The sequence below is a fragment of the Bauldia litoralis genome (assembly GCF_900104485.1).
Taxonomy (GTDB): Bacteria; Pseudomonadota; Alphaproteobacteria; order Rhizobiales; family Kaistiaceae; genus Bauldia; species Bauldia litoralis.
Genome location: NZ_FMXQ01000003.1, coordinates 334,147 through 354,216, shown reverse-complemented (window position 1 = coordinate 354,216; position 20,070 = coordinate 334,147). Strand labels below are relative to the sequence as shown.

The 20,070-nt window shown below is 66.4% G+C and carries 18 protein-coding genes; 7 read left to right on the top strand and 11 right to left on the bottom strand.

Annotated features, from left to right (window positions below; all coding sequences use genetic code 11):
* Positions 1-91 precede the first annotated feature (91 nt).
* The 4 genes from BLT60_RS09065 to BLT60_RS09050 are packed head-to-tail and all read right to left on the bottom strand — an operon-like array spanning position 92 to position 4,196.
* A complete protein-coding gene (locus BLT60_RS09065; protein ID WP_244521193.1) occupies positions 92-1,654 on the bottom strand; it encodes an ABC transporter permease in 1,563 nt (520 codons plus the stop codon).
* Positions 1,651-2,427 carry an ABC transporter ATP-binding protein gene (locus tag BLT60_RS09060; RefSeq protein WP_090876097.1) on the bottom strand — a complete coding sequence of 259 codons (777 nt, stop codon included), beginning with the start codon at positions 2,425-2,427 and terminating at the stop codon, positions 1,651-1,653. The genes BLT60_RS09065 and BLT60_RS09060 overlap by 4 nt, the downstream gene beginning before the upstream one ends.
* A 6-nt stretch (positions 2,428-2,433) precedes the next feature.
* Positions 2,434-3,414 (bottom strand): ABC transporter substrate-binding protein, encoded by a 981-nt coding sequence (locus BLT60_RS09055; protein ID WP_090876096.1) that lies wholly within the window; start codon positions 3,412-3,414, stop codon positions 2,434-2,436.
* 38 nt (positions 3,415-3,452) lie between these two features.
* The gene (locus tag BLT60_RS09050) at positions 3,453-4,196 is read right to left on the bottom strand and encodes a 5-formyltetrahydrofolate cyclo-ligase (protein WP_090876335.1); all 744 of its coding nucleotides are present in this window, start codon (positions 4,194-4,196) and stop codon (positions 3,453-3,455) included.
* A gap of 161 nt (positions 4,197-4,357) precedes the next feature.
* On the opposite strand from BLT60_RS09050, the gene BLT60_RS09045 reads away from it, so the two are divergent.
* Positions 4,358-5,206 (top strand): MurR/RpiR family transcriptional regulator, encoded by an 849-nt coding sequence (locus BLT60_RS09045; protein WP_090876095.1) that lies wholly within the window; start codon positions 4,358-4,360, stop codon positions 5,204-5,206.
* A gap of 9 nt (positions 5,207-5,215) precedes the next feature.
* On the opposite strand, the gene BLT60_RS09040 is transcribed toward BLT60_RS09045, so the two are convergent.
* Positions 5,216-6,130: a sugar phosphate isomerase/epimerase family protein gene (locus BLT60_RS09040; RefSeq protein ID WP_090876094.1), complete on the bottom strand. Its 915-nt coding sequence runs from the start codon at positions 6,128-6,130 to the stop codon at positions 5,216-5,218.
* Between the two features lie 30 nt (positions 6,131-6,160).
* Entirely contained in the window at positions 6,161-7,249 is a 1,089-nt protein-coding gene (locus tag BLT60_RS09035; RefSeq protein WP_090876093.1) for a Gfo/Idh/MocA family protein, read from the bottom strand.
* A gap of 508 nt (positions 7,250-7,757) precedes the next feature.
* Here BLT60_RS09035 and BLT60_RS09030 point away from each other — a divergent pair.
* Positions 7,758-8,810: a LacI family DNA-binding transcriptional regulator gene (locus BLT60_RS09030; protein ID WP_090876092.1), complete on the top strand. Its 1,053-nt coding sequence runs from the start codon at positions 7,758-7,760 to the stop codon at positions 8,808-8,810.
* A gap of 24 nt (positions 8,811-8,834) precedes the next feature.
* Here the strand turns inward: BLT60_RS09030 and BLT60_RS09025 are convergent, their stop codons facing one another.
* Together BLT60_RS09025 and dgoD are read right to left on the bottom strand one after the other, a co-directional pair.
* Positions 8,835-9,950: a mandelate racemase/muconate lactonizing enzyme family protein gene (locus BLT60_RS09025; protein WP_090876091.1), complete on the bottom strand. Its 1,116-nt coding sequence runs from the start codon at positions 9,948-9,950 to the stop codon at positions 8,835-8,837.
* Between the two features lie 48 nt (positions 9,951-9,998).
* Positions 9,999-11,171 (bottom strand): galactonate dehydratase, encoded by a 1,173-nt coding sequence (gene dgoD, locus BLT60_RS09020; RefSeq protein ID WP_090876090.1) that lies wholly within the window; start codon positions 11,169-11,171, stop codon positions 9,999-10,001.
* Positions 11,172-11,402: 231 nt separating this feature from the next.
* Here dgoD and BLT60_RS09015 point away from each other — a divergent pair, with 231 nt between their 5' ends.
* The 5 genes from BLT60_RS09015 (at position 11,403) to BLT60_RS08995 (ending at position 17,238) form a co-directional block, all read left to right on the top strand.
* Entirely contained in the window at positions 11,403-12,272 is an 870-nt protein-coding gene (locus BLT60_RS09015; protein WP_175478358.1) for an SMP-30/gluconolactonase/LRE family protein, read from the top strand.
* Positions 12,273-12,465: 193 nt separating this feature from the next.
* Positions 12,466-13,587 (top strand): sugar ABC transporter substrate-binding protein, encoded by a 1,122-nt coding sequence (locus BLT60_RS09010; protein ID WP_244521192.1) that lies wholly within the window; start codon positions 12,466-12,468, stop codon positions 13,585-13,587.
* Between the two features lie 72 nt (positions 13,588-13,659).
* Positions 13,660-15,213, top strand: a complete 1,554-nt coding sequence (locus tag BLT60_RS09005; protein ID WP_090876087.1) for a sugar ABC transporter ATP-binding protein — start codon at positions 13,660-13,662, stop codon at positions 15,211-15,213.
* On the top strand, positions 15,210-16,271 hold the full coding sequence (locus BLT60_RS09000; RefSeq protein WP_090876086.1) for an ABC transporter permease: 1,062 nt from the start codon (positions 15,210-15,212) through the stop codon (positions 16,269-16,271). Before BLT60_RS09005 ends, BLT60_RS09000 begins: the two co-directional genes overlap by 4 nt.
* A gap of 7 nt (positions 16,272-16,278) precedes the next feature.
* Positions 16,279-17,238, top strand: a complete 960-nt coding sequence (locus BLT60_RS08995; RefSeq protein ID WP_090876085.1) for an ABC transporter permease — start codon at positions 16,279-16,281, stop codon at positions 17,236-17,238.
* A gap of 22 nt (positions 17,239-17,260) precedes the next feature.
* Here the strand turns inward: BLT60_RS08995 and phnE are convergent, their stop codons facing one another.
* The 3 genes from phnE to phnC all read right to left on the bottom strand — a co-directional run bounded on the left by phnE (position 17,261) and on the right by phnC (position 20,036).
* Positions 17,261-18,070: a phosphonate ABC transporter, permease protein PhnE gene (gene phnE / locus BLT60_RS08990; protein WP_210185572.1), complete on the bottom strand. Its 810-nt coding sequence runs from the start codon at positions 18,068-18,070 to the stop codon at positions 17,261-17,263.
* 70 nt (positions 18,071-18,140) lie between these two features.
* Complete coding sequence (phnD, locus tag BLT60_RS08985; RefSeq protein WP_090876083.1) at positions 18,141-19,139, bottom strand: phosphonate ABC transporter substrate-binding protein; 999 nt, start codon at positions 19,137-19,139, stop codon at positions 18,141-18,143.
* A 48-nt stretch (positions 19,140-19,187) separates the two neighbouring features.
* Positions 19,188-20,036, bottom strand: coding sequence for a phosphonate ABC transporter ATP-binding protein (gene phnC, locus BLT60_RS08980; RefSeq protein WP_090876082.1), 849 nt, complete (start codon positions 20,034-20,036; stop codon positions 19,188-19,190).
* Between the last annotated feature and the right edge of the window lie 34 nt (positions 20,037-20,070).

Here is a 20,070-nt window from a genome sequence, read left to right as displayed (position 1 = left end):
CGGGCGGTGGCTGGGATCAGCACCATAAACGCCCGGCGGCCAATATGGATGCATACGCCGACTTCAATGGATGCGCGCGGTGAAACTCGCCTCAGCGACGAGCGGTCGCGAGGCGTTCCAGCCCCACCGCCAACTGGTAGAGGATCACCGAAACCAGCACCGAAACCAGCGCCACGGTCCAGATCATCCCGTAGTCGAGATAGCCGCGCGACTGGTTGAGAAGGTTGCCAAGCCCCCGCCCGGTCGCCAGCCACTCGGCGATCATCACGCCGAGCAGCGCCCGCGGCACCGCCAGCCGGGCGGCGGCGAAGAGCCAGGGCAGGCTGGCCGGCAGCGCCACCATCCGCAACGCCCGCCAGCCCGAGGCGCCGTAGGCCCGGACCAGGTCGAAGGCCGCCTTGGGTACCATCGACAGGCCCTGCGCCAGCGTCACATAGGCCGGAAAGAAGGTCACCGAGACGGTGATCGCAACGGTCACCGCGACGCCGCGTCCGAAGATCAGCACCAGCAGCGGCGTCAGCGCCACCAGCGGCATGGTCTGCGTCACCAGCGCGATCGGCATCAGCGCCCGGACGATCCCCGGCCGGACCGCGCCGGCCACTGCCAGCAGGAAAGCGAATCCCAGCCCCGCCGCCATGCCGACCACCATGATCGGCAACGTCTCGGCCAGCGCCGACAAGAGCCGGGCCTGGGCATTGGCGGCGGTCGGCGGCAGGAAAAGGTAGTCGAAGACGCCGAGCGGCGTCTTGGCGATGATCGGCGACAGGCCGCTGAGCGCCAGCAGTCCCCACCAGATGGCGAAGGGCAGGACAAGGGCGACGACGGCGATGGCGACGCGATGCCCGCCGCTCCGCCCGATCGGCTCGCTCGCCGGCGTCGCCCCGGCGGCGATGGTCACCGCCCGGCTCGCATCGGTCACCCGCGAGGCGGCCAGTGCCGCCAGCGCATAGGCGAGGCCCGCAATTGCCGTGGCGGCCAGGCCGATCCCCCACAGCCGGGCCGGATCGGCGCGGCCGAGCGAGCCGAGCAGATACGTACCGAGCCCCCAGCGCGAGCCGCTGCCGAATTCGGCGAGGATCGCCCCGAGCACGGCGTTGGGCGCGGCGACCCGCAGGCCGCCGAGCAGCGCCGGCAAGCTGGCCCGCAGCCGCACCCAGCGCATCACCGCCCCCTCGCCACCGCCATAGGCGCGCATCAGTTCGACCGAGCGCGGATCGACCTCGGTGAGACCGACCACCATCGCGGTCATCGTCGGGAAATAGACGGCGATCGCCGCGAGCGTCAGCCGCGGCCATTCGCCGGGCAGCGCCAGCACCAGAACCGGGACGATGGCGATCGGCGGCAGGGCGAAGATCGCGATGTTGACGCCGCGCGAAAGACGCTCAGTCAGGGGCCAGCGGACGAAGAGGATCGCCGCCAAAATGGCGATGACGTTGCCGCCGACGAAGCCGAGAAAGGCGGTGCGCACCGTCGCCGCGACGTGTGGCCAGTAATCCGCCTGGTCCTCCCACATGCGGATCAGCACGTCGCTCGGTGCTGGCAGTGCGCCGGAGGCGACAAGCTGGAACCGGCCGGCGATCTCCCAGAGGATGACGATCACCGCCAGCGTCAGCGCCGTGGCGTGGCGATCGAGCAAGCGGCGCAGCCGCGTCACCCCTCGTCTCCGCCGAGCAGCGCGCCGACCTCATCGGTGAGGCGATGAAACGCCGGATCGCGGAAGATCGTCGTCGGCCGCGGCCGGTCGAAGGGAATGTCGACGATCCCCTTCACCACCCCCGGCCGCCCGCCAAGCACCACCACCCGGTCGGCGAGGTAGACCGCCTCGTCGATGCCATGGGTGACGAGGATCGTGGTCGGGCTCTGCTCCATCCAGATCCGCTGCAGCTCGACATTCATCTGGCGGCGCAGGATCAGGTCGAGCGCCCCGAAGGGTTCGTCCATCAGCAGCACGTCCGGCGCGGTGACCAGCGAGCGGGCGATCGCCACCCGCTGCCGCATGCCGCCGGACAATTCGCCCGGCAGCGCCGTCTCGAAACCGGAGAGCCCGACCAGCGAGACGAGATGCGGTATCCGCGCCCGCTGCTCCGGGCGGCTGCCGCCAAGCACGTCGAGCGGCAGCGCGACATTGGCGCTGACCGACCGCCATGGCAGCAGCGCCGGGTCCTGGAAGGCGATGCCGATCTCGCCGCGCTGGCGCACCGCGTCCGGCGGCTCGCCGCCGATCCGGACGCTGCCGGCATCGACCGTCTCCAGCCCCAGCGCGATCTTGAGCAGCGTCGACTTCCCGCAGCCCGACGGCCCGATCAGCGCGGTGAACGAACCGGGCGGGCAGTCGAGCGACACCTTGTCGAGGACGGCAAGCGGGCTCCCGCGAACCAGGAATTGCTTCGAAATCTCCTCGAAGACGATCCCGCGCCCGCCTGCCATGCCCGCCTACATGTCCTCGAGGAGCGAGGTGTCGAACATCTCCTTTGTCGCGGCGATGCCGATCGCGGCGAGTGCGTCGATATTCTTCTGGATGCCGTCCTCGTCCATGAAGAAGATGCCCTTCGGCGTTTCGATCAGCGGCTTCTGCGCCGTGTTGAAGAAGATCTCGTTCTCGATCGTCCGGCCGGTGCCCTTGAACCAGGTATCGGCGAATTTCGGCGGCCACACCGCCGGGTCGGCAAGGTTGTCGTCCCAGCCCTTGCGGCTCGCCTTCAGCCAGGCGACCAATTCCTTGCGCTTGGCGGCCAGCGTCTCCTCGGTGACGACCACGGTATCGTTATAGATGGTGAAGCCGAAGTCGTAGAGCAGGAAGGACGTCGCCTTCTCGCCCGCCTGTTCGATCGTGTAGGGCACGTTGGTGGTGAAATCGAGCGACGCGTCGATCTCGCCCTTGATCAGCGGCGTCGGATCGTAGGCGTAAGGCACGATGTTGACCTCGGCCTTGTCGATGTCGTTGAGCTTCAGCATCGCCTCGACCGAGATGACGTTGACCGGCGGCACCGCCAGCGTCTTGCCGACGAGATCGGCCGGCGTGTTGATCGGGTTGCTGGCGAGGCTGACGATGCCGATCGGGTTCTTCTGATACTGGGTGCCGATGATCTTGAACGGCGCGCCCTGGTCGACGATCGCCTTGATCGTGGTGTCGGGCGTCGTCAGCGCGACATCGGCGCGGCCGGAAATCAGCGTGCTTTCCGGAATGACGTCGGGGCCGCCCGGCATGTAGGTCAGGTCGAGACCCTCGGCCTCGTAATAGCCCTGGTCGATGGCGGCGAAGTAGCCGCAGAATTCCGCGTCGTTGATCCAGGCCGCCTGGAAGTTTAGCGGCGTCGCCGCGCGCGCCGGGCGCAACAGGCCGGGCATGGCGCCGACGGCGAGGCCGGCCGCGGCGGTCCCGAGGAATCTGCGACGGTCCATCATCATGTTCATGGCAGTTCTCCGTTGTTCGGGTCAGGGCTGTGGTCTGGTCAGGCGGACGTCTCTCCCCGGATCGCCTGCATTTCCTTGAGCGGCGGCGTCGCTTCGATCTGGGCGGGATCGAGCAGGTCCCACTTGATGCCGCGCGGCCGTGCCGCCCGGCGCTCGACATGGATGAGGCGGGTCGGCGTCGCGATCATGTCGACGAGGATATCGGTCGGGCTCGGGAAGAGCTTGTCCTCCACCACCTGGACGTCATGGACCACCGCGGCGACCGGCGTCTGTTCGTCGACGATGCCGGTGTCGGTGAACATTCCCCATTCGAGGTCGAAGAAGCCGTGGCCCTTGCCGAAGCGCACCCCGTCGAGCGACACGGCGGAGGCGCCGGTCACCATGAAGTCGAAGCGCCCTCGGCCTGCCACCTCCGACAGCGTGATCGGCCGGCCGAAATGCTCCAGCCCGTCGAGCCACGAAGCGTAGAGTTCCGCCCCTTCCGGCACCATGCCCGGCTCCAGCAGGTAGAAGCCGCGATAGATGCCATAAGTCGAGATCACCATCGTCTTGCCGGCCAGCAGCATCCGGCGGCGAAGATCGGCGAGGCAGTTGTCGGGGGTGATGAAGGCGTAGTTGCCGGAGTCATAGAACGGTTCGGCGACCAGCCGGTCCGTGGCCTGTTCGGACCCCTCGAAGTCGGGGATAACCTCGGCGAAGTTGAGATGGAAACGCGAATCCGGCCGGGCGACATCCTTCAGCCGCGACCAGATTCTTTCCCGGACGATCTTGGTGCTCGACACGGCGGCTTCCCCCTTCTCCGGCAATGAGACGAACGTTTCTTATTGTCTCTAGACTGAAACGATGGTTTCATACGCACAGGAAAGAGTCACGCCTAAATTTGTTGCACCGGATGCCGCCGGGAGTGGTGGTCATGGCAGGGAAACGGCGGTAGGCGGAGGCCATGGCGACAAGACTGGCGCTGCTGATTCAGGATCGGTTCGAGGCCCTCACCCCCAGCGAGAAGAAGCTGGCCGGGTTGCTGCTCGACCGCCCGGACGAGATCCTGACCTTTTCGGCGACGGAACTGGCGGGTTTCGCCGGCGTCTCGAAGGCGACCGCCGCCCGCTTCTTCCGCACGCTCGGCTATGCCGATTTCAACGATGTCCGGCTTCAGGCCCGAGAGGAGCGCAACCGCACCGGCCCGGTCCACCAGGTGCCGATGCCGGTCGAGGCCCCGGAGGGCGCGGCGACCGTGCCGACCCATCTTCAGGTCGAGATGGCCAACCTCACCCGCACCTTCGAGGAACTGCGCTCGGATTCGATCTCGGCCATCGCCGAGAAACTGGCCACCGCCCAGCGGGTCTGGGTGGCCGGACTGGGCGCCGAGGGCGGGCTGGCCCGCCACACCCGCATCCACCTGTCCCGTGTCCGGTCGTCGGTGCACCTGATTTCGGAAAATGCCGGCGCCTGGCCGGAGGAGCTCGCCTCCACCGGCCCGGCCGACGCGCTGCTGATCGTCGCCCTGCGGCCGTGGCCGCAGGTGATGTCACCGATTCTCGACTTCGCCCGGACGACGCGACTGGCAACCGTCGTCGTCACCGACCCGACCAACGCCGCCCGCGTCCGTCGCCACGGCGCGACGCCGCTTGTCTGCCACGTTTCGACGCCGGGGCCGGAGGCCTCGCACACCACGGTGCTGTCGATGCTGCACCTGATCGCCAGTGCGCTGGCGGCGCGCATCGGACCGAGTGCGCTCCGCCGCCGTGACCTGATCGAGGACCTCCGCGAGGAGCTCGATTCCCCGGACTGAGACGCGCGCCTAGAGGCCCTGCGCCCGCAGCTTGCCGTCGAGGAATTTTTTGGCGCGCGGCACGTCGCTTTCCTCGAGATGCTCGATGATCATCGGGATGTTCGGGTGCTTCTCCGAAAGCCGCTTCAGGTAGAGATCGTAGTTGAGCGACCCGAGGCCCGGCGCCGGCAGCTCGATCTCGCCGACGCCGCGGAAGGTGTGCGACTCCAGCGCGTCATCATCGCCGATATCGGCATGCTTCTCGGACTTGTCGTCGCCCGACCGCTTGACGTCCTTGGCATGGCCGATCTTGATCTTGTCGCTGAGCGTGTCGAAGACTTGGTTCAGGATCTTGTCCATGTCATCGATGTTGTGGGTCTCGAAATAGTTGGTCGGGTCCATCAGCAGCCCGAGGCCGGGATGGTCGACCTGGGCGAACATCTTCACGGTCTCCTCGACCGAGCCAACGACGTTGTTGACGTAGGTTTCGAGCAGGAAGGTCGCGCCGTGGTCATAGGCGGTCTGGGCGAGGTCCGAGATCACCTTGCGGCATTCCTCGAAGCCCTCCTCGGTCTTGTTCTTCGGGTGGTGGACCCAGTCGCTCTCGGTGTCGTAGGTGCCGGTCTCGGAGATCACATAGGGCGAACCGAGATCGCGCGCGTTGCGGATGATCTCCTTCAGGTAGCCGACCCGCTTCTCGCGCTCGGCCTTGTCCGGATGGATGATGTTCGTATAGCCGGACACGCAGCAGATCGGCAGCTCGTGGTCACGAAAGGTGTCGCAAACCTTCTTGGCCTTCTCCTTGGTGATCTGCCCGGCGGAGAGGTCGACATCCTTGAAGTGCAGGTCGAGCTGCACGGTGTTGAAGCCTAGTCCCTTGATCTTCTTGGCGGTCTCTTCGAGCCCGTAGGGAAAGTATCCGGTGAAAATGCCGACCTGCATCATGGTTTGGTTCCTCCCAGGAAACGTTGCTTTTCAGATTTGGATTTCGGAGAGCTTGACCGTCCGGCCCTCGGCGATCGAGCGATAGCCCGCCTCGATCAGCGCCACGGTCCTGACGTTGTCGGCGACCGAGAGCGCCGGCGCGGTGCCGGAAGTGACCGCGTGCTGAAGCTGCTCCATCACGCCGATGAAGGCCTGCGGGAACCACATGGTGTCCCATGTCGGCGTCACCCACTTGCCACCGGTCGTCTTCGTCGAGGCGTAGGTCAGTGTCGAGGCCTCGCCGGTCGGCCAGCCGATCGTGCCCTTGGCGACGCCTTCGGTGCCGTCGACCCGCCAGCGGATATGCTGGTCGTCCTCGTAGCCTTCCGCGCGCGGCCCGGACCACACATCCTCGAGCGACAGCGCGACGACCCCCGACGGAAAGCGCATCGTCGAGATGGTGATGCCGTCGCTGTGGTCGAAGGTGGTGCGCGGATCCTTGCGCGTCGTCGTAGTGATCTCGTCGGGATCGCCGAACAGGAAGCGCAGCACGTCGAGGTGATGGACGCTCATGTTGGCCAGGGTCAGCCGGTCGTAGTCGGCGAGAAAACCCTGCCAGTGCGGAATGGCGTGCATGTCGATCTGGGCAAAGACCGGCTCGCCGAGTTCGCCCCGCTCGAGCAGTTCCTTCAACACCCGCATCGACTGGTCGTAGCGCATGTTCTGGTTGACGGAGAGGATCTTGCCGGCGGCCTTCGCCTCGTCGCGCACGGCGATCGCCTCGTCCAGCGTCAGCGACAGCGGCTTCTGCGCCAGGATGCCCTTGATATGCGGCTGCTTGAGCGCCAGGCGGATGAGGTCGGGCTGCTGGTCCGGCGGATAGGCGAGGTCGAGGATCTCGATTTCCGGATCGGCGATCAGCGCCTCCGGCGTATCGTGGACCTTGGCGATGCCCCAGCGCTCGGCGACCGCTGCCGCGTGATCCCTGGTCCGCGAGGCGATCGCTGCGACCGGGAAACCGGCCTCCTTGTAGGCGGCGAGGTGGCACTCGGCCATGATCATGCCGGCCCCGACACAGCCGATCTTCAGGCCGCGGCTACGGATCGGGGGATCGGGGGTAAAGCCCTTGGAATCCGCCATGTCTGTCTCTCTCCCTCAGTCTCGGCCGACCCCGCGACCGGCGTCCGGCCGGTGCGGGCATGCGCCCGAAAGGTCTTCGCGGATGGTGATCGGGGAGGCTGCGCGGCGAACCGGAGCAACGCAAAGGGCAGAAGGCTGGCGCAGCACGGCGCGTTGCTTGGAAATGACGATCCTCCCATGAGGTCTTTGACCTCTTTGTTATCTCTCCAGATTGATCAAAAAACCTTCATTCTGTCAACGCGAAGGAACCCTGCCCTCCGGGTGCGGAATCCCGGGAATCCCGCGCCATGAGGGTGAAAAATGATTGAATTCAATCATATATGAGGAGGCCAACGCGGCGATGGCGCTGGCAGCCGAACGACGACAGGCGGAGCCAGCCGGACCTCAGGGCTGTAAAATGATTGAAAATGATGTATTATCCATCGAAAATCGAGCCGGACATTGCCGGCCGGACCCTCCGGGAGCGGACCTTTCAGACGATGAACCCACCATCCATGCGGCGGTTGCCATGAACGATCGGGACGAACGTTCGGTCCCGACCCGGGCGACGATCGCCGAGGTGGCGCGCGCCGCCGGCGTCAGCACCGCCACGGTCGACCGGACCCTGAACAACCGCGCCGGCGTCAAGGCGCGGACGCGGACCCAGGTCCTCGACGCGGCCGAGCGCCTTGGCTACCTGCCCGAACGCCGCAGCGAGACCGCCGACCCCGGCTCCATCGTCGACATCGATTTCCTGCTGCCCGGCGGCACCAACACCTTTCTCAGGATGCTGGCCGATCACCTCGATGCGCTGGCCGTTGCGCGCCGCGACACGGTCCGCATCCGCACCCACCTGATCGAGGGCTTCAACCCGGATGCCCTCGCCCGCAAGCTGGTCGAACTGAAGGAGACCTCGGGCGGCATCGGCGTCATCCCGCTCGATCATCCCGCCGTCCGCGAGGCGATCCGCTCCGTCGCGGAGAGCGGCGTGCCGGTCCTCACCATGGTCTCCGACATCTCCAACGTCGCCCGCATCGGCTATGTCGGCATCGACAACCGCGCCGCCGGCCGGCTTGCCGGCCATCTCCTCGGTCGCTTCATCAGGCCGGGCGGCACCGAAGTCGGCCTGTTCACCGGCAGCCTCAGCTATCGCGGCCACGAGGAGCGCGAGATGGGCTTCCGCCATATCCTCGCCGAGGAATACCCGCATCTCAAGGTGGTCGAGCTGCGCGAGGTCAGGGACGACAGCCGCCGGGCCCATGGCGAGGCGGCAGCCCTGCTTGCCGCCTACCGCAACCTGTCCGGCATCTACAATATCGGCGGCGGCAACCGCGGCATCGGTCAGGCGCTTGAAGAGGCCGGCCGCGCCCGCGACGTGGTCTTCGTCTGCCACGAGTTGACGGAATATACCCGCCGCTTCCTGATCGGCGGCATCGTCGATGCGGTCATCGACCAGAATCCGCGAATCGAGGCGCGCGACGCGGTCGACTGGCTGACCCAGGCGGCCCGCGGCCGGCCGGAGCCGACATTGCCGCCGATCCGAACCCAGGTGATCTTCAAGGAGAACATCCCGCAGATCTGATCGTTGCGCGGTGTCGGCAACACCTCAGAGCGGCCGCGCGAACTGGGTGATGGCGTCCTCGGTCAGGGTCGCGCCGGCGCCCGGCATCTGCGGCCGCAGGTAGGCGCCTGCCTCGACGGCGATCGGCTCGACGAAGCAATCCATGATCCAGGGAATGTATTCGAGCATCGTCGTCGCCGGATGCCAGACCGCGAGATGGACATGGACCTGGCCCATGTCGCCGACATGCGGCACCACCGGCAACCGCCGCGCATGAGCGGCTTCCGCCACGGTGATATACTCGCTGATGCCGCCGAGCCGGGTCACGTCCGGCTGCACGTAATGCACCGCGCCGGCGTCGAGGAAAGCGTTGAAGGCGTCGGCCGAATAAAGCTGCTCGCCGAGCGCGATCGGGATCGGCGTCGAGCGCGCCAGCGCCGCGTGACCGGCGATATCGTCGTACCAAAGCGGCTCCTCGAACCAGAAAAGGTCGAGGTCCGCTGCCCGGGCGCAGAACCGCTGGCAGGTCGGCAGGTCCCATTTACCGTTGCCGTCGACGGCGATCGTCACCGCCGGCCCGACCGCCTCGCGCACCTTCGCGATCCGGTCGAGGTCGGTCATGATGTCATCGGAGCCGACCTTGAGCTTGAGCCGCCGGTAGCCGTCGACCTCGACCGCGCGGAGGCTGCCGTCGACGAGCTGGTCGACCGGGATCGACAGCCAGCCGATGTCGGTGTTGTAGGCTTCGAGCCGTTCCGAGGTGGCGCCGCCGAGCAGCTTCCACAGCGGCACGTCGGCCTTCTTGGCCCTGAGGTCCCACAGCGCGATATCGACCGCCGCCAGCGCGAGCTGGGTGATCCCGGCCCGGCCGACCCATTGCAGCGCCGGATAGCGCGCCAGCTTCAGCCACAGCCGCGTCGTGTCGAGCGCATCCTCGCCGACCAGCAGCTCGGCATAGCAGTCACGGATGCAGGCGGTGATCAGCCGGTCCGAGGCGAGGTGCGCATGGGTGCCGGTGAAGCCGAATCCTTGCGTGCCGTCGTCGCCGGTCAGCTTCACCCCGACAACGCCCCAATGGGTGATCGTGTGGCTGGAGTCGGAGATCGAGCTGCGGTTCAACGGCACATGCAGGATGAACGGCTCGACGGATGTGATCTTCATGGTTTCCCCCCGGAAAGGCGTGGCTGCAAGGCGGCAGGCGACCAACGCCTACCAGTCGACGATCGTCCCGTCTTCCATCACCGCATTGGTGGCGTGCATGACCTCCTGGGCGAAGGGATGTTTCGCCGCCACCGCCTCGTCGACCTCGATGCCAAGGCCCGGCCGCTCCGGCACCTGCCAGTGCCCGTCGACCATCCGGATCGGCCCGTCGACCACGTCGAAATACCACGGCACCGCGCCGACCATCTCTTCCTGGATGACGTGGTTCGGCGTCGAAACCGCGAAATGCAGCGCCGCAACGCCGGCGATCGGCCCGAGCGGGTTATGCGGCGCGACGCCGATCGAAACCGCCTCGGCCATCGCCGCGATCTTCTTGGCCTCGAGCAGGCCGCCGCAATGGCAGATGTCCGGCTGGATGATGTCGATCGCCCTTGCCCGGAACAATTCGTCGAACTCGACCCGCTCGATCAGCCGCTCGCCGGTCGCCAGCGGCACGCTGGTCCGGCCGGCGATCGCCGCCAGGCCCGCCGTGTCGCCGGGCGGCAGCACCTCCTCGACGAACATCGGCCGCGCCGGCGCCAGCGCCTCGATATAGGCGAGCGCCGCCCCGACCGAGGCCGGCCGGCCGTGGAAGTCGACCATGATCTCGACCGACGGCCCGACCGCCTCGCGCAGCGCCTCCATCATCTTCGCCACCTTGTCGACATCGGCGACCGGCGCGTGGAAATGCGTATAGGGGATGAACACCGCCTTGAACGCCGAATAGCCCTTCTCGACCACCGCCCGGGCGTGCTCGACCAGCGGCGCCGCGTCGAGGCTCTCATAGACCGCCCGCATGTCGCCGAGCCCGAGATGCGTATAGACCCGCACCTTGTCGCGAACCTTGCCGCCGAGCAGCCGCCACACGGGCACGTCGAGCGACTTGCCGAGGATGTCCCACAGCGCCAGCTCGATCCCCGACACCGCGCTCATCCCGACGGCGCCGAGCCGCCAGAAGGAATGCTTCTTCATCACCCGCACCGCCTGCTCGATATCGCGCGGGTCGCGACCGAGCATCAGCGGCGCCAGGTCCTCGACCGCGCCGACCACGCCGCGCGTCTTCCATTCCAGCGTCGCCTCGCCCCAGCCATAGAGACCGGCGACATCGGTATCGACGCGGACGAAGACCCAGTTGCGCATCTCGGCATTGACGACGACGGTCCGGATCCCGGTGATCTTCATGGTTCTGGCTTTCTGGATGAGTGGTCGGCGGCGGGTGTGATTCGTTGCGCTTGCGTCGCTTCGCGCATTCATCGCATGATATCATACCAGCCAACGCACGATCTATGGCGGCGGGTCGAATGTCAGGGGGGCGAGAGACCCGGAAGTGATGGACCTTGGGAGGAATCACGCCCGGCGCGTTGCCGGGGCGATAGGGCACGTCGCCGCGACGGGCAACCGGAGGATTCCGGCGTGACCGTCGAATGCGTCGTCGACGCCCGCAACCGGCTGGGCGAGGTCCCCGTCTGGGACGTGGCCGAGCAGGCGCTCTACTGGGTCGATATCGAGGGCAAGCTCCTCCAGCGCCTGACGCCGGCCACCGGCACCGTCGACCGCTGGCAAATGCCGGAACGCATCGCCTGTTTCGCGCTCCGTGAAAACGGCGGCCTGATCGTCGCCTTCGCCTCCGGCATTGCCTTCTACGACCTCGACACCGGCGCCATCGACTGGATCGCCAAACCCGAGGCCCATATCCCGACCACCCGCTTCAACGAGGGCAAGTGCGACCGCCAGGGCCGCTTCTGGGCCGGCACCATGGACGACCGCCTGACCGAGCATAGCGGCGCCCTCTACCGCGTCGATCCCGATCGCTCGGTCACCAAGGTCCTCGACGGCATCGGCATCTCCAACACCATGGTCTGGAGCCTCGACGACACCGAATTCTATTTCGCCGACACCCTCGACGGCGTCATCGACCGCTTCGACTATGACCCCGCGACCGGCGCCATCGCCAACCGCACCCGCATCGTCGACCTCGGCGGCACCGGCATCGGCCCGGACGGCTCGACCATCGACGCCGAGGGCTACCTGTGGAACGCCCAGTGGGACGGCTGGCGACTGGCCCGCTACGCGCCGGACGGCACGCTCGACCGGATCGTCGAACTGCCGGTGCAGAAGCCGACCAGCTGCATGTTCGGCGGTCCGGACCTGCGCACCCTCTATGTCACCTCGGCGATCTGGGACCTGACGCCCGACCAGTTGCGCGACCAGCCGCAGGCCGGCGGCCTCTTCGCGCTCGATGTCGGCATTGCCGGCGTGCCCGAAACGCGCTTTGCCGGCTAAGATGGAATTGATGGAAAATGATGTCCTCATGAGGCGAATTCAGGCAAAATCGAGGTAAAACCATCATGAATTTCGGCGTCCCGCGCTAGGGCCAATGCCACCGGTATGCTAGTTGTGGGCGTCAAAATGAAACTCGAGGGTCCGCGTATGACGGACCTGTAAACGGGTGGCACAAGGGAGGAATGGAATGGCAATGAAGAATATTCTTATCGCTGCGGGCGTTTCCGTCGGGCTGATGTCCGGCGCCGCCATGGCAGCTGGCCCGGAAATCGTCTCGGGCCCCGGCGCGGATCCCCAGTGCTTCGTGCCCTGGTCGGCCGACACCAAGTATTTCCAGTGGCCGAAGAAGGAAGGCCCCTATCGCATCGCCGTGGTCAACGGCTTCGTCGCCAATGTCTGGCGCATTCAGATGATCCAGACGGCCAAGGCCTATGCCGAACTGCCGGAGATCGCCGAGCATCTCAAGGAGTTCAAGGTCGTTTCGGTCGGCACCGACATGGCCGCCCAGCTCGGCGCGGTCGAGGATTTCATCAACCAGGGCTTTGACGCCGTCCTCATCGATCCCAACACGCCGAAGGGCTGGGACCGGGTGATCCGCCTCGCCGACCAGAAAGGCACCGTCCTGATCGCCTTCGACAACCAGGTCGAGACCGACAAGATGGCCGGCGTCGCCCAGGACCAGATCATCATGGGCGTGCAGGGCGGCGAGTGGCTCGTCGAGCATGTCGGCAACAAGGGCAAGCTGCTCGAGATCCGCGGCGTCGCGGGCTTCTCCGCCGACCAGGAGCGTCATGACGGCTTCCGGAGCGTCGTCGAGGCCGATGGCAACGACTTCGAGGTTGTCGAGGTGGTTGGCAACTGGGCCCCGGGCGACTCGCAGAAGGCGACCGCCGACGCGATCGCCGCGCATGGTCACTTTGATGGCATCTTCACCCAGGGCGGCTCGAACGGCACCGTGCAGGCGCTGATCGATGCCGGACATCCCTTCGTGCCGATGGCCGGCGAAGGCGAGAACCTCTTCCGCATCCAGATCGCCGAATTCGCCGACGAGGGTCTGAAGGGCTTCTCCTACGGGCAGTCGCCCGCCCAGGTCGCCATCGCGCTCAAGGAAGCGATCGTCGCGTTGCAGGGTGAGCCGATCCCGCAGCTCGTCAAGATCCCGAACCCGATCACCGACTTCACCAGGATGGTGGCCGGCGAGGATTACTTCCCGGATCTCGAGACCGACTTCTTCGCGGCGAACGCCTTCCCGCCCTGCGGCCTGAACTTCACGGCTCCGCAGCTGATGGCGCAGACCGGCGACGACCAGAACTAGTCGTCTGAAGCTCCGTGCGCCGCCGGCCGCCAGGGTCGGCGGCGCACACCGTCCCTGCCTGGAGCTCGTCCGGTGAACGAACCCGAATCCCCGTCACTGCTGGAACTGCGCGGCGTCAGCAAGTCCTATGGCGGCGTTGCGGCGCTCTCCAAGGTCGACTTCTCCACCCACAAGGCGTCGATCCATGCCGTTCTCGGCGAGAATGGCGCCGGCAAGTCGACCCTCATCAAGATCATCTCGGGCGTCATCGCGCCGGACGAAGGAACGGTGCTGGTCGACGGCAAGCCGGCTTCCTTCGACAGTCCGCAGGCGGCCAACGCCGCGGGCATCGTCAGCGTCTTCCAGGAACTGTCGGTGCTGCCCGACCTGTCGGTCGCCGACAATATCAGCATCACCCGGCCGCCGACCCGGCTCGGCCTCATCGATCATCGCGAACAGCGGCGTCGCGCCGAGGAACTGCTTGCCCGTGTCGGCTGCGAGGATGTCAATCCGCGCGCCCGGGTCCGTGACCTGCCGCTGTCGCGCCGCCAGATGGTCGAGATCGCCAAGGCGCTCGGCCGCGATCCCAAGCTCCTCATCCTTGACGAGGCGACCTCAGCCCTGACCGCCGCCGACGTCGACCGCGTCTACAAGATCCTCCACCGCCTGCGCGACGAGGGCATGGCCCTCCTCTACATCTCGCATCGCATGCATGAGATCGAGGAGCTCGCCGACACCATTTCCGTCTTCCGCAACGGCCAGTTCATCCGCACCTTCGCCAAGGGCGCCTGTTCGGACGAAGAGATCGTCCAGATGATGATCGGCCGCGACGTCAGCAACGTCTATCCGCCGAAGCCGGTCCGCGAGACGCCGCCGGAGCCCGAGCTGGAAGTCAAGTCGATCGGCTGGACCGACCGGCTCTTCGACATCTCCTTCAAGGTCGGCAAGGGCGAGATCGTCGGTCTCGGCGGCCTCGATGGCCAGGGCCAGCGCGAGATCCTCCTCGCCCTCTTCGGCGTGCTGCGCAACGTCACCGGCACCATTGCCATCGAGGGCAAGGAGGGGCTCGTGTCGAGCCCCGTCGCCGCGACCCGGCCGTCGAAGAGCATGGCGCTGATCCCGGAAGACCGGAAGACCGAAGGCCTGATGTTGCCGATGTCGATCGCCGACAACATCACCCTGACCGCTCTGAGCTGGCTGTCGCGCCGCTTCGTCATCGATCGCACCGCCGAGAACAACGCCGTCGAGGCGATGGTCGAGAAGCTCAAGATCAAGGTCGGCAGCACTAATGACCCGGTCGCCACCCTCTCCGGCGGCAACCAGCAGAAGGTGGTCATCGCCAAATGGCTGTTGACCGGCGCGCGGATCCTCCTCCTCAACGATCCGACCCGCGGTATCGATGTCGGCACCAAGGAGGAGATCTACCGGCTCCTGCGCGAACTCGCCGACGCCGGCACCTCGATCCTGCTCTATTCCACCGACTATGACGAACTGATCGGTTGCTGCGACCGCGTCCTCATCCTCTATGGCGGCCGCATCGTCCGCACGCTGGAAGGCGACGCGATCACCGAGACCAACATCGTCGCAAGCTCGTTCAACCTGCCGCTCGACGAAGCCGGCGCCCCGGCCGCGGAAACTGCGTCATGAACAATCTGAAAATGCGCCTGTCGCACAATACCGGCGCGCTGATCGCCTTCACCCTCTTCATCATCCTCTACGTCTTCTACAGCAGCCTCCATCCGCGTGGCTTCACCAGCGACCTCTTCGTCCAGAATTCCAACGAGGCGATGGCGCTGATCCTCGTCGCCATGGCCCAGACCCTGGTGGTCATCCTCGGCGGCATCGACCTGTCGGTCGGCTCGCTGATGACCATGGTCAACGCGGTCGCCTCGGAAGTCGTCATCGGCTCCGGCTGGGAGATCTTCTTCGGCATCGTCTTCTGCATGATCGTCGGTCTGTGCGGCGGCCTGCTCAATGGCGTCATCATCGTCTATGGCCGGCTCCAGCCGATCGTCGTGACGCTGGCGACCGGCGCCGTCTTCACCGGCATCGCCCTCCTGATCCGCCCGCGCCCCGGCGGCGAGGTCGATGGCGACCTGTCCTGGGTGGCGACCTCGGCGCTCAGCGAGCTGCCGGCGACCTACGGCTGGTGGACCGACCCGCCCGGCTGGTTCAGCCTGATCGCCGGCATTCCGATGCCGCTCGTCATCCTCGCCGTCATCGTCTGCGGCATCTGGATCCCCTACCGGAATTCCGAGATCGGTCGCGGCACCTATGCGATCGGCTCGAACGAAGCGGCCGCCTACATGTCCGGCGTTCGCATCAACCGCTCGAAACTTGCCGCCTATGCGCTCAGCGGTCTCTTCGCCGGGCTCGCCGGGCTCTACTTCGCCGTCCAGACCGGCAGCGGCAACGCCGACCCGATCCAGGCCGGCACCTATACGCTTAATTCGATCGCCGCGGTGGTGATCGGCGGCGCCTCGCTGATGGGCGGCACCGGCGGCGTCATCGGCACCATCTTCGGCGTCATGGTGCTGCGGTCGATCACTTTCTGCTTCCGGGTGGTCGACACCGACTCCGTCGTCGGCTTCCTCGCCAATCCGCTGCTCCAGCCGATGTTCGAGGGTCTCATCCTGGTCATCGCGGTGACCCTGGGCGCGGCGCGCGCCTTCAGCGTCAAGAACCGCCTCAACATGTTCGGATGATCGAGAGATGAAACCGGTTTCCCAGATTGTCCGCTCCATCGACAAGCCGCTGCTCTTCGCCGGCATCTTCATCATCGCCATTCTCGTCGTCGGCACCGCCTATACGCTGATCGTCGACGGGACGATGACCCTGCTGTCGCCGACCTACCTGATCCTCCAGCTCAAGGTCGCGTCCTTCCTCGGCATCGTCGCGGCCGGCATGATGATCGTCGTGCTGATGGGCCATATCGATCTGTCGGTGCCGTGGACAATCGCGGCCTCGGCGATGCTCGCCACTGCCTGGGGCGGGCCCTTCGCCATTCCGCTCGGCCTGGGCGTCGGCCTGGCGATCGGGTTGTTCAATGGCATCGGCGTCGCCTATCTGCGCGTCCCGTCGATGATCTTCACGCTTGGCGTCAACGTCATGCTGCGCGGCTTCATGGTCATGCTGACCGGCGGCTTCTCGCCCTCCTCGGTGCCGACGCCAGCGATGCTGGCGCTGGCCAAGGGCGACATCTTCGGCATTCCCAATCCGGTCATCGTCTGGGTGCTGGTCAGCCTCGGCATCGCCTTCATGCTGACCCGGACGCCCTTCGGCCGCTACATCTACTCGATCGGCAACAGCGAGGCGGCGGTCTACCTGTCGGGCATCAATTCACGGCTGGTGCTGGTCGGCAGCTTCGCCCTTTGCAGCACCCTTTGCGCGCTGTCCGGCATCCTGATTGCCGGCTATTCCTCGAAGGCCTTCCAGGCGATGGGCGACCCCTACCTCCTGCCGTCGATCGCCGCCGTGGTCATCGGCGGCACCTCGATCCTCGGCGGTTCGGGCAAATATTCCGGCGTCGTCGCCGGCACGATCCTGATCGTGCTGCTGCAGAGCGTGCTGTCGGTGATGCAGATGCCGGAGGCCGGCCGCCAGATCATCTATGGCGTCGTCATCGCCGCGATGCTGCTCGCCTATGGCCGCGGCTCCCGCCTTCGCGTCTAGGCGAAGCGAGAGCCGCCGGCGGTCAGATCACCAGCTTGCGCAACTGCTGCGAGATCAGGTCGACGACGGTCACCGTCACCACCACGACGATCAGGATCGCCGCGGTCTCGGCGTAGTAGAAGCCGCGGATCGACTCGAACAGCACCTGGCCGATTCCGCCGGCCCCGACCAGGCCGAGCACGGTCGCCGAGCGGACATTCGATTCGAAGCGGTAGAGCGAGAAGGAAATCCACAGCGGCAAGACCTGCGGGATGACGCCGAACACCACCTCCTGCAGCTTGGTCGCGCCCGTCGCGCGGATGCCTTCCACCGGACGCGGGTCGATCGCCTCGACGGCTTCGGAGAACAGCTTGGCGAGCACGCCGGTGGTGTGGACGAACAGCGCCATGACGCCGGCGAAGGGACCGAGCCCGACGGCGACGACGAACAGCACCGCGAAGACCAGTTCGTTGATGGCGCGGAAGGCGTCCATCAGCCGGCGCACCGGCTGGTAAATCCACCACGGCGCCATGTTGTTGGCCGACAGGATGCCGAAGGGAACGGCGGCGATCACCGCCAGCAGCGTCCCCCAGATCGCGATCTGCACGGTCAGGATGATTTCGTCGAAATAGTAGTCGAGGTCGCGGAAATTCGGGTCGAGGAAGCCGCTGGCATATTCGGCCATGTTGCCGGCGTCGGTGAACAGGTTGACGACGCGGAACATCTCGGCCGGCGCCCAGGCCCAGGTGAGCCCGGCGACAAGCCCGCCCCAGACCAGGAGGTTGAAGGCGGTCCGGCTCCAGTCGCGCGGCGGCAGGGCCGGTGGCGCGACGGGTCTTGCGGTTGTTTCCATGGTCATGGCGGGGCGGGAAGGGTCGCGGCGACGCCCGCCGGGCGCCGCCGCAACATCCTGAAGGTCCAGCCTAGACCTGCGGGACCTTGGCCATCAGGCCTTCATACTTGGCCTTCTCGGCCTCGAGTTCCTTGACCTTGGCGGTCTTCTCCTCGGCCGACATCTTGTCGTCCGCCTCGGTCTGGAAGATCTGCTTGGTGATCTCCATCACCCGGATCGGGTAGAGCTGCGCATCCGACGACGGCTTGAAGGGCGCCCACTGCAGTTCGGCGAGAATGCCGCGCGCGGTTTCGACTTCCTCAGGCGTACCGAGGCGGCCATAGGAGACGAAGAAGGAGAGGATCTTGTCCTTGGCTGCCTGGTCGAGCTCGGTGTTCCAGACGATCGGGTCGGACGGGATCAGCGGCGACTGCCAGATCACCTTCACCTTGGCGGCGGCGTCCGGGTTGGTCAGTTGCAGGCGGCGCAGGTTCTCGGTGTTGTTGGTGGCGACGTCGACCTGCTTGTTGGCGGCGGCCAGCAGGTTGGTCTCGTGGTTGGCGTTGCGCACCGTCTTGAAGCACTGCTTCGGGTCGATGCCGTTCTTGGCGAAGATGAAGGTGGTCGGCACCAGGAAGCCCGAGGTCGAGTTCGGGTCGCCGATGCCGAAATTCAGCGACTGGTCGCACTTGAGCACGTCGTCGAGGGTCTTCAGCGGGCTGTCGACATTGGCGATCAGCAGCGACCAGTAGCCGGGGTTGCCGTCGATATCGACGGTCTGGGCGAAGACCTCGCCCTTGGCCCGGTCGACCGCTTCCATCGCCGACTTGTTGCCGAACCAGGCAACGTCGACCTTGCCGAAGCGCATGCCCTCGATGACGCCGGCATAGTCGGAGGCGAAGAAGGCATTGACCTTGAGCCCGGTCTCTTCCGACATCGCGTCGAGGAAGGGGATCCAGGTGGTCTTCAGGTTGGCCTGCGACTCGGTCGAGATGATGCCGAAGTTGAGCTCGGTGGTCTCGGCCAGCGCTGCCGTCGACAGCGACGCGGCGACGGCGGTCGCGGCGAGGCCTTTCAGAATCATGTTCATTGAGGGTCTCCTCTGGGTGTTGAAGGATGGTGCAGTGGGTCTGCGGACTTACGCGGTGGCGAAGGCCGGTTCGGGCACGCTGCGGCTTCTCGGCGGCGGGGCCGGCGCGACCGCCGGCTCGTCCTCCGGCAGGATCAGTTCCTCCGAAGCCTCGCCGTAGAGTTCGCGCAGGAAGGCTGGCGTCAGCGCCGTCGACGGCCCGTCATAGGCGATGACCCCGTCGCGCAGCGCAACCGTCCGCGGGCAATAGCGCCGCGCATATTCGACCTGGTGCAGCGACACGACGACGGTGATGCCGTCCTGCCTGTTGATCTCGGCCAGCGTCTCCATCACCCGCTTCGCCGAGGCGGGATCGAGCGAGGCGATCGGCTCGTCGGCGAGCAGCAGCCGCGCCCCCTGGACCAGCGCCCGGGCGATCGCTGCCCGCTGCTGCTGGCCGCCCGAGAGCGTCGAGGACCGCTGCCGCGCCGTCTCGTCGATGCTGACCCGCGCCAGCGACGCCATCGCCGCTTGCTTCTCCTCGCGCGAAAAGAAGCCGAGCGTGCCACGCCAGGCCGGGATGCGGCCGAGATGGCCGATCAGCACGTTGGTCAGCACCGGCAGCCGGTTGACCAGGTTGAACTGCTGGAAGATGACCCCGACCTCGCGGCGGATTTCCCGCGCCTCGCGCGTCAGCTTGCCGGCTTCCTGGAGCCGCTTGCCGAAGACGTCGATGCAGCATGGCGCGCCGGTGCCGCGTTCGAGCCCGGCGATATGGCGGATGAGGGTCGACTTGCCCGAACCGGAAGCGCCAATCAGCGCCACCATCTCGCCCGGCGCGACGTCGAGGCTGATGTCGCACAGTGCCTGCTTCTTGCCGAATGTCTTCGACAGTCCCTGAACGGATACGGCAGCCAAGTGTCGTCACCCTTCGGGTTAAACGGTCAAATCG

Coding starts and splice junctions, on each gene's coding strand:
- BLT60_RS08995 (WP_090876085.1), top strand. CDS start 16,279: ATGAAACCGGTTTCCCAGATTGTCCGCTCCATCGACAAGCCGCTGCTC.
- BLT60_RS09055 (WP_090876096.1), bottom strand. CDS start 3,414: ATGAACATGATGATGGACCGTCGCAGATTCCTCGGGACCGCCGCGGCC.
- dgoD (WP_090876090.1), bottom strand. CDS start 11,171: ATGAAGATCACCGGGATCCGGACCGTCGTCGTCAATGCCGAGATGCGC.
- BLT60_RS09030 (WP_090876092.1), top strand. CDS start 7,758: ATGAACGATCGGGACGAACGTTCGGTCCCGACCCGGGCGACGATCGCC.
- BLT60_RS09000 (WP_090876086.1), top strand. CDS start 15,210: ATGAACAATCTGAAAATGCGCCTGTCGCACAATACCGGCGCGCTGATC.
- BLT60_RS09045 (WP_090876095.1), top strand. CDS start 4,358: ATGGCGACAAGACTGGCGCTGCTGATTCAGGATCGGTTCGAGGCCCTC.
- BLT60_RS09010 (WP_244521192.1), top strand. CDS start 12,466: ATGAAGAATATTCTTATCGCTGCGGGCGTTTCCGTCGGGCTGATGTCC.
- phnE (WP_210185572.1), bottom strand. CDS start 18,070: ATGGAAACAACCGCAAGACCCGTCGCGCCACCGGCCCTGCCGCCGCGC.
- BLT60_RS09025 (WP_090876091.1), bottom strand. CDS start 9,950: ATGAAGATCACATCCGTCGAGCCGTTCATCCTGCATGTGCCGTTGAAC.
- BLT60_RS09040 (WP_090876094.1), bottom strand. CDS start 6,130: ATGATGCAGGTCGGCATTTTCACCGGATACTTTCCCTACGGGCTCGAA.
- BLT60_RS09060 (WP_090876097.1), bottom strand. CDS start 2,427: ATGGCAGGCGGGCGCGGGATCGTCTTCGAGGAGATTTCGAAGCAATTC.
- BLT60_RS09035 (WP_090876093.1), bottom strand. CDS start 7,249: ATGGCGGATTCCAAGGGCTTTACCCCCGATCCCCCGATCCGTAGCCGC.
- phnD (WP_090876083.1), bottom strand. CDS start 19,139: ATGAACATGATTCTGAAAGGCCTCGCCGCGACCGCCGTCGCCGCGTCG.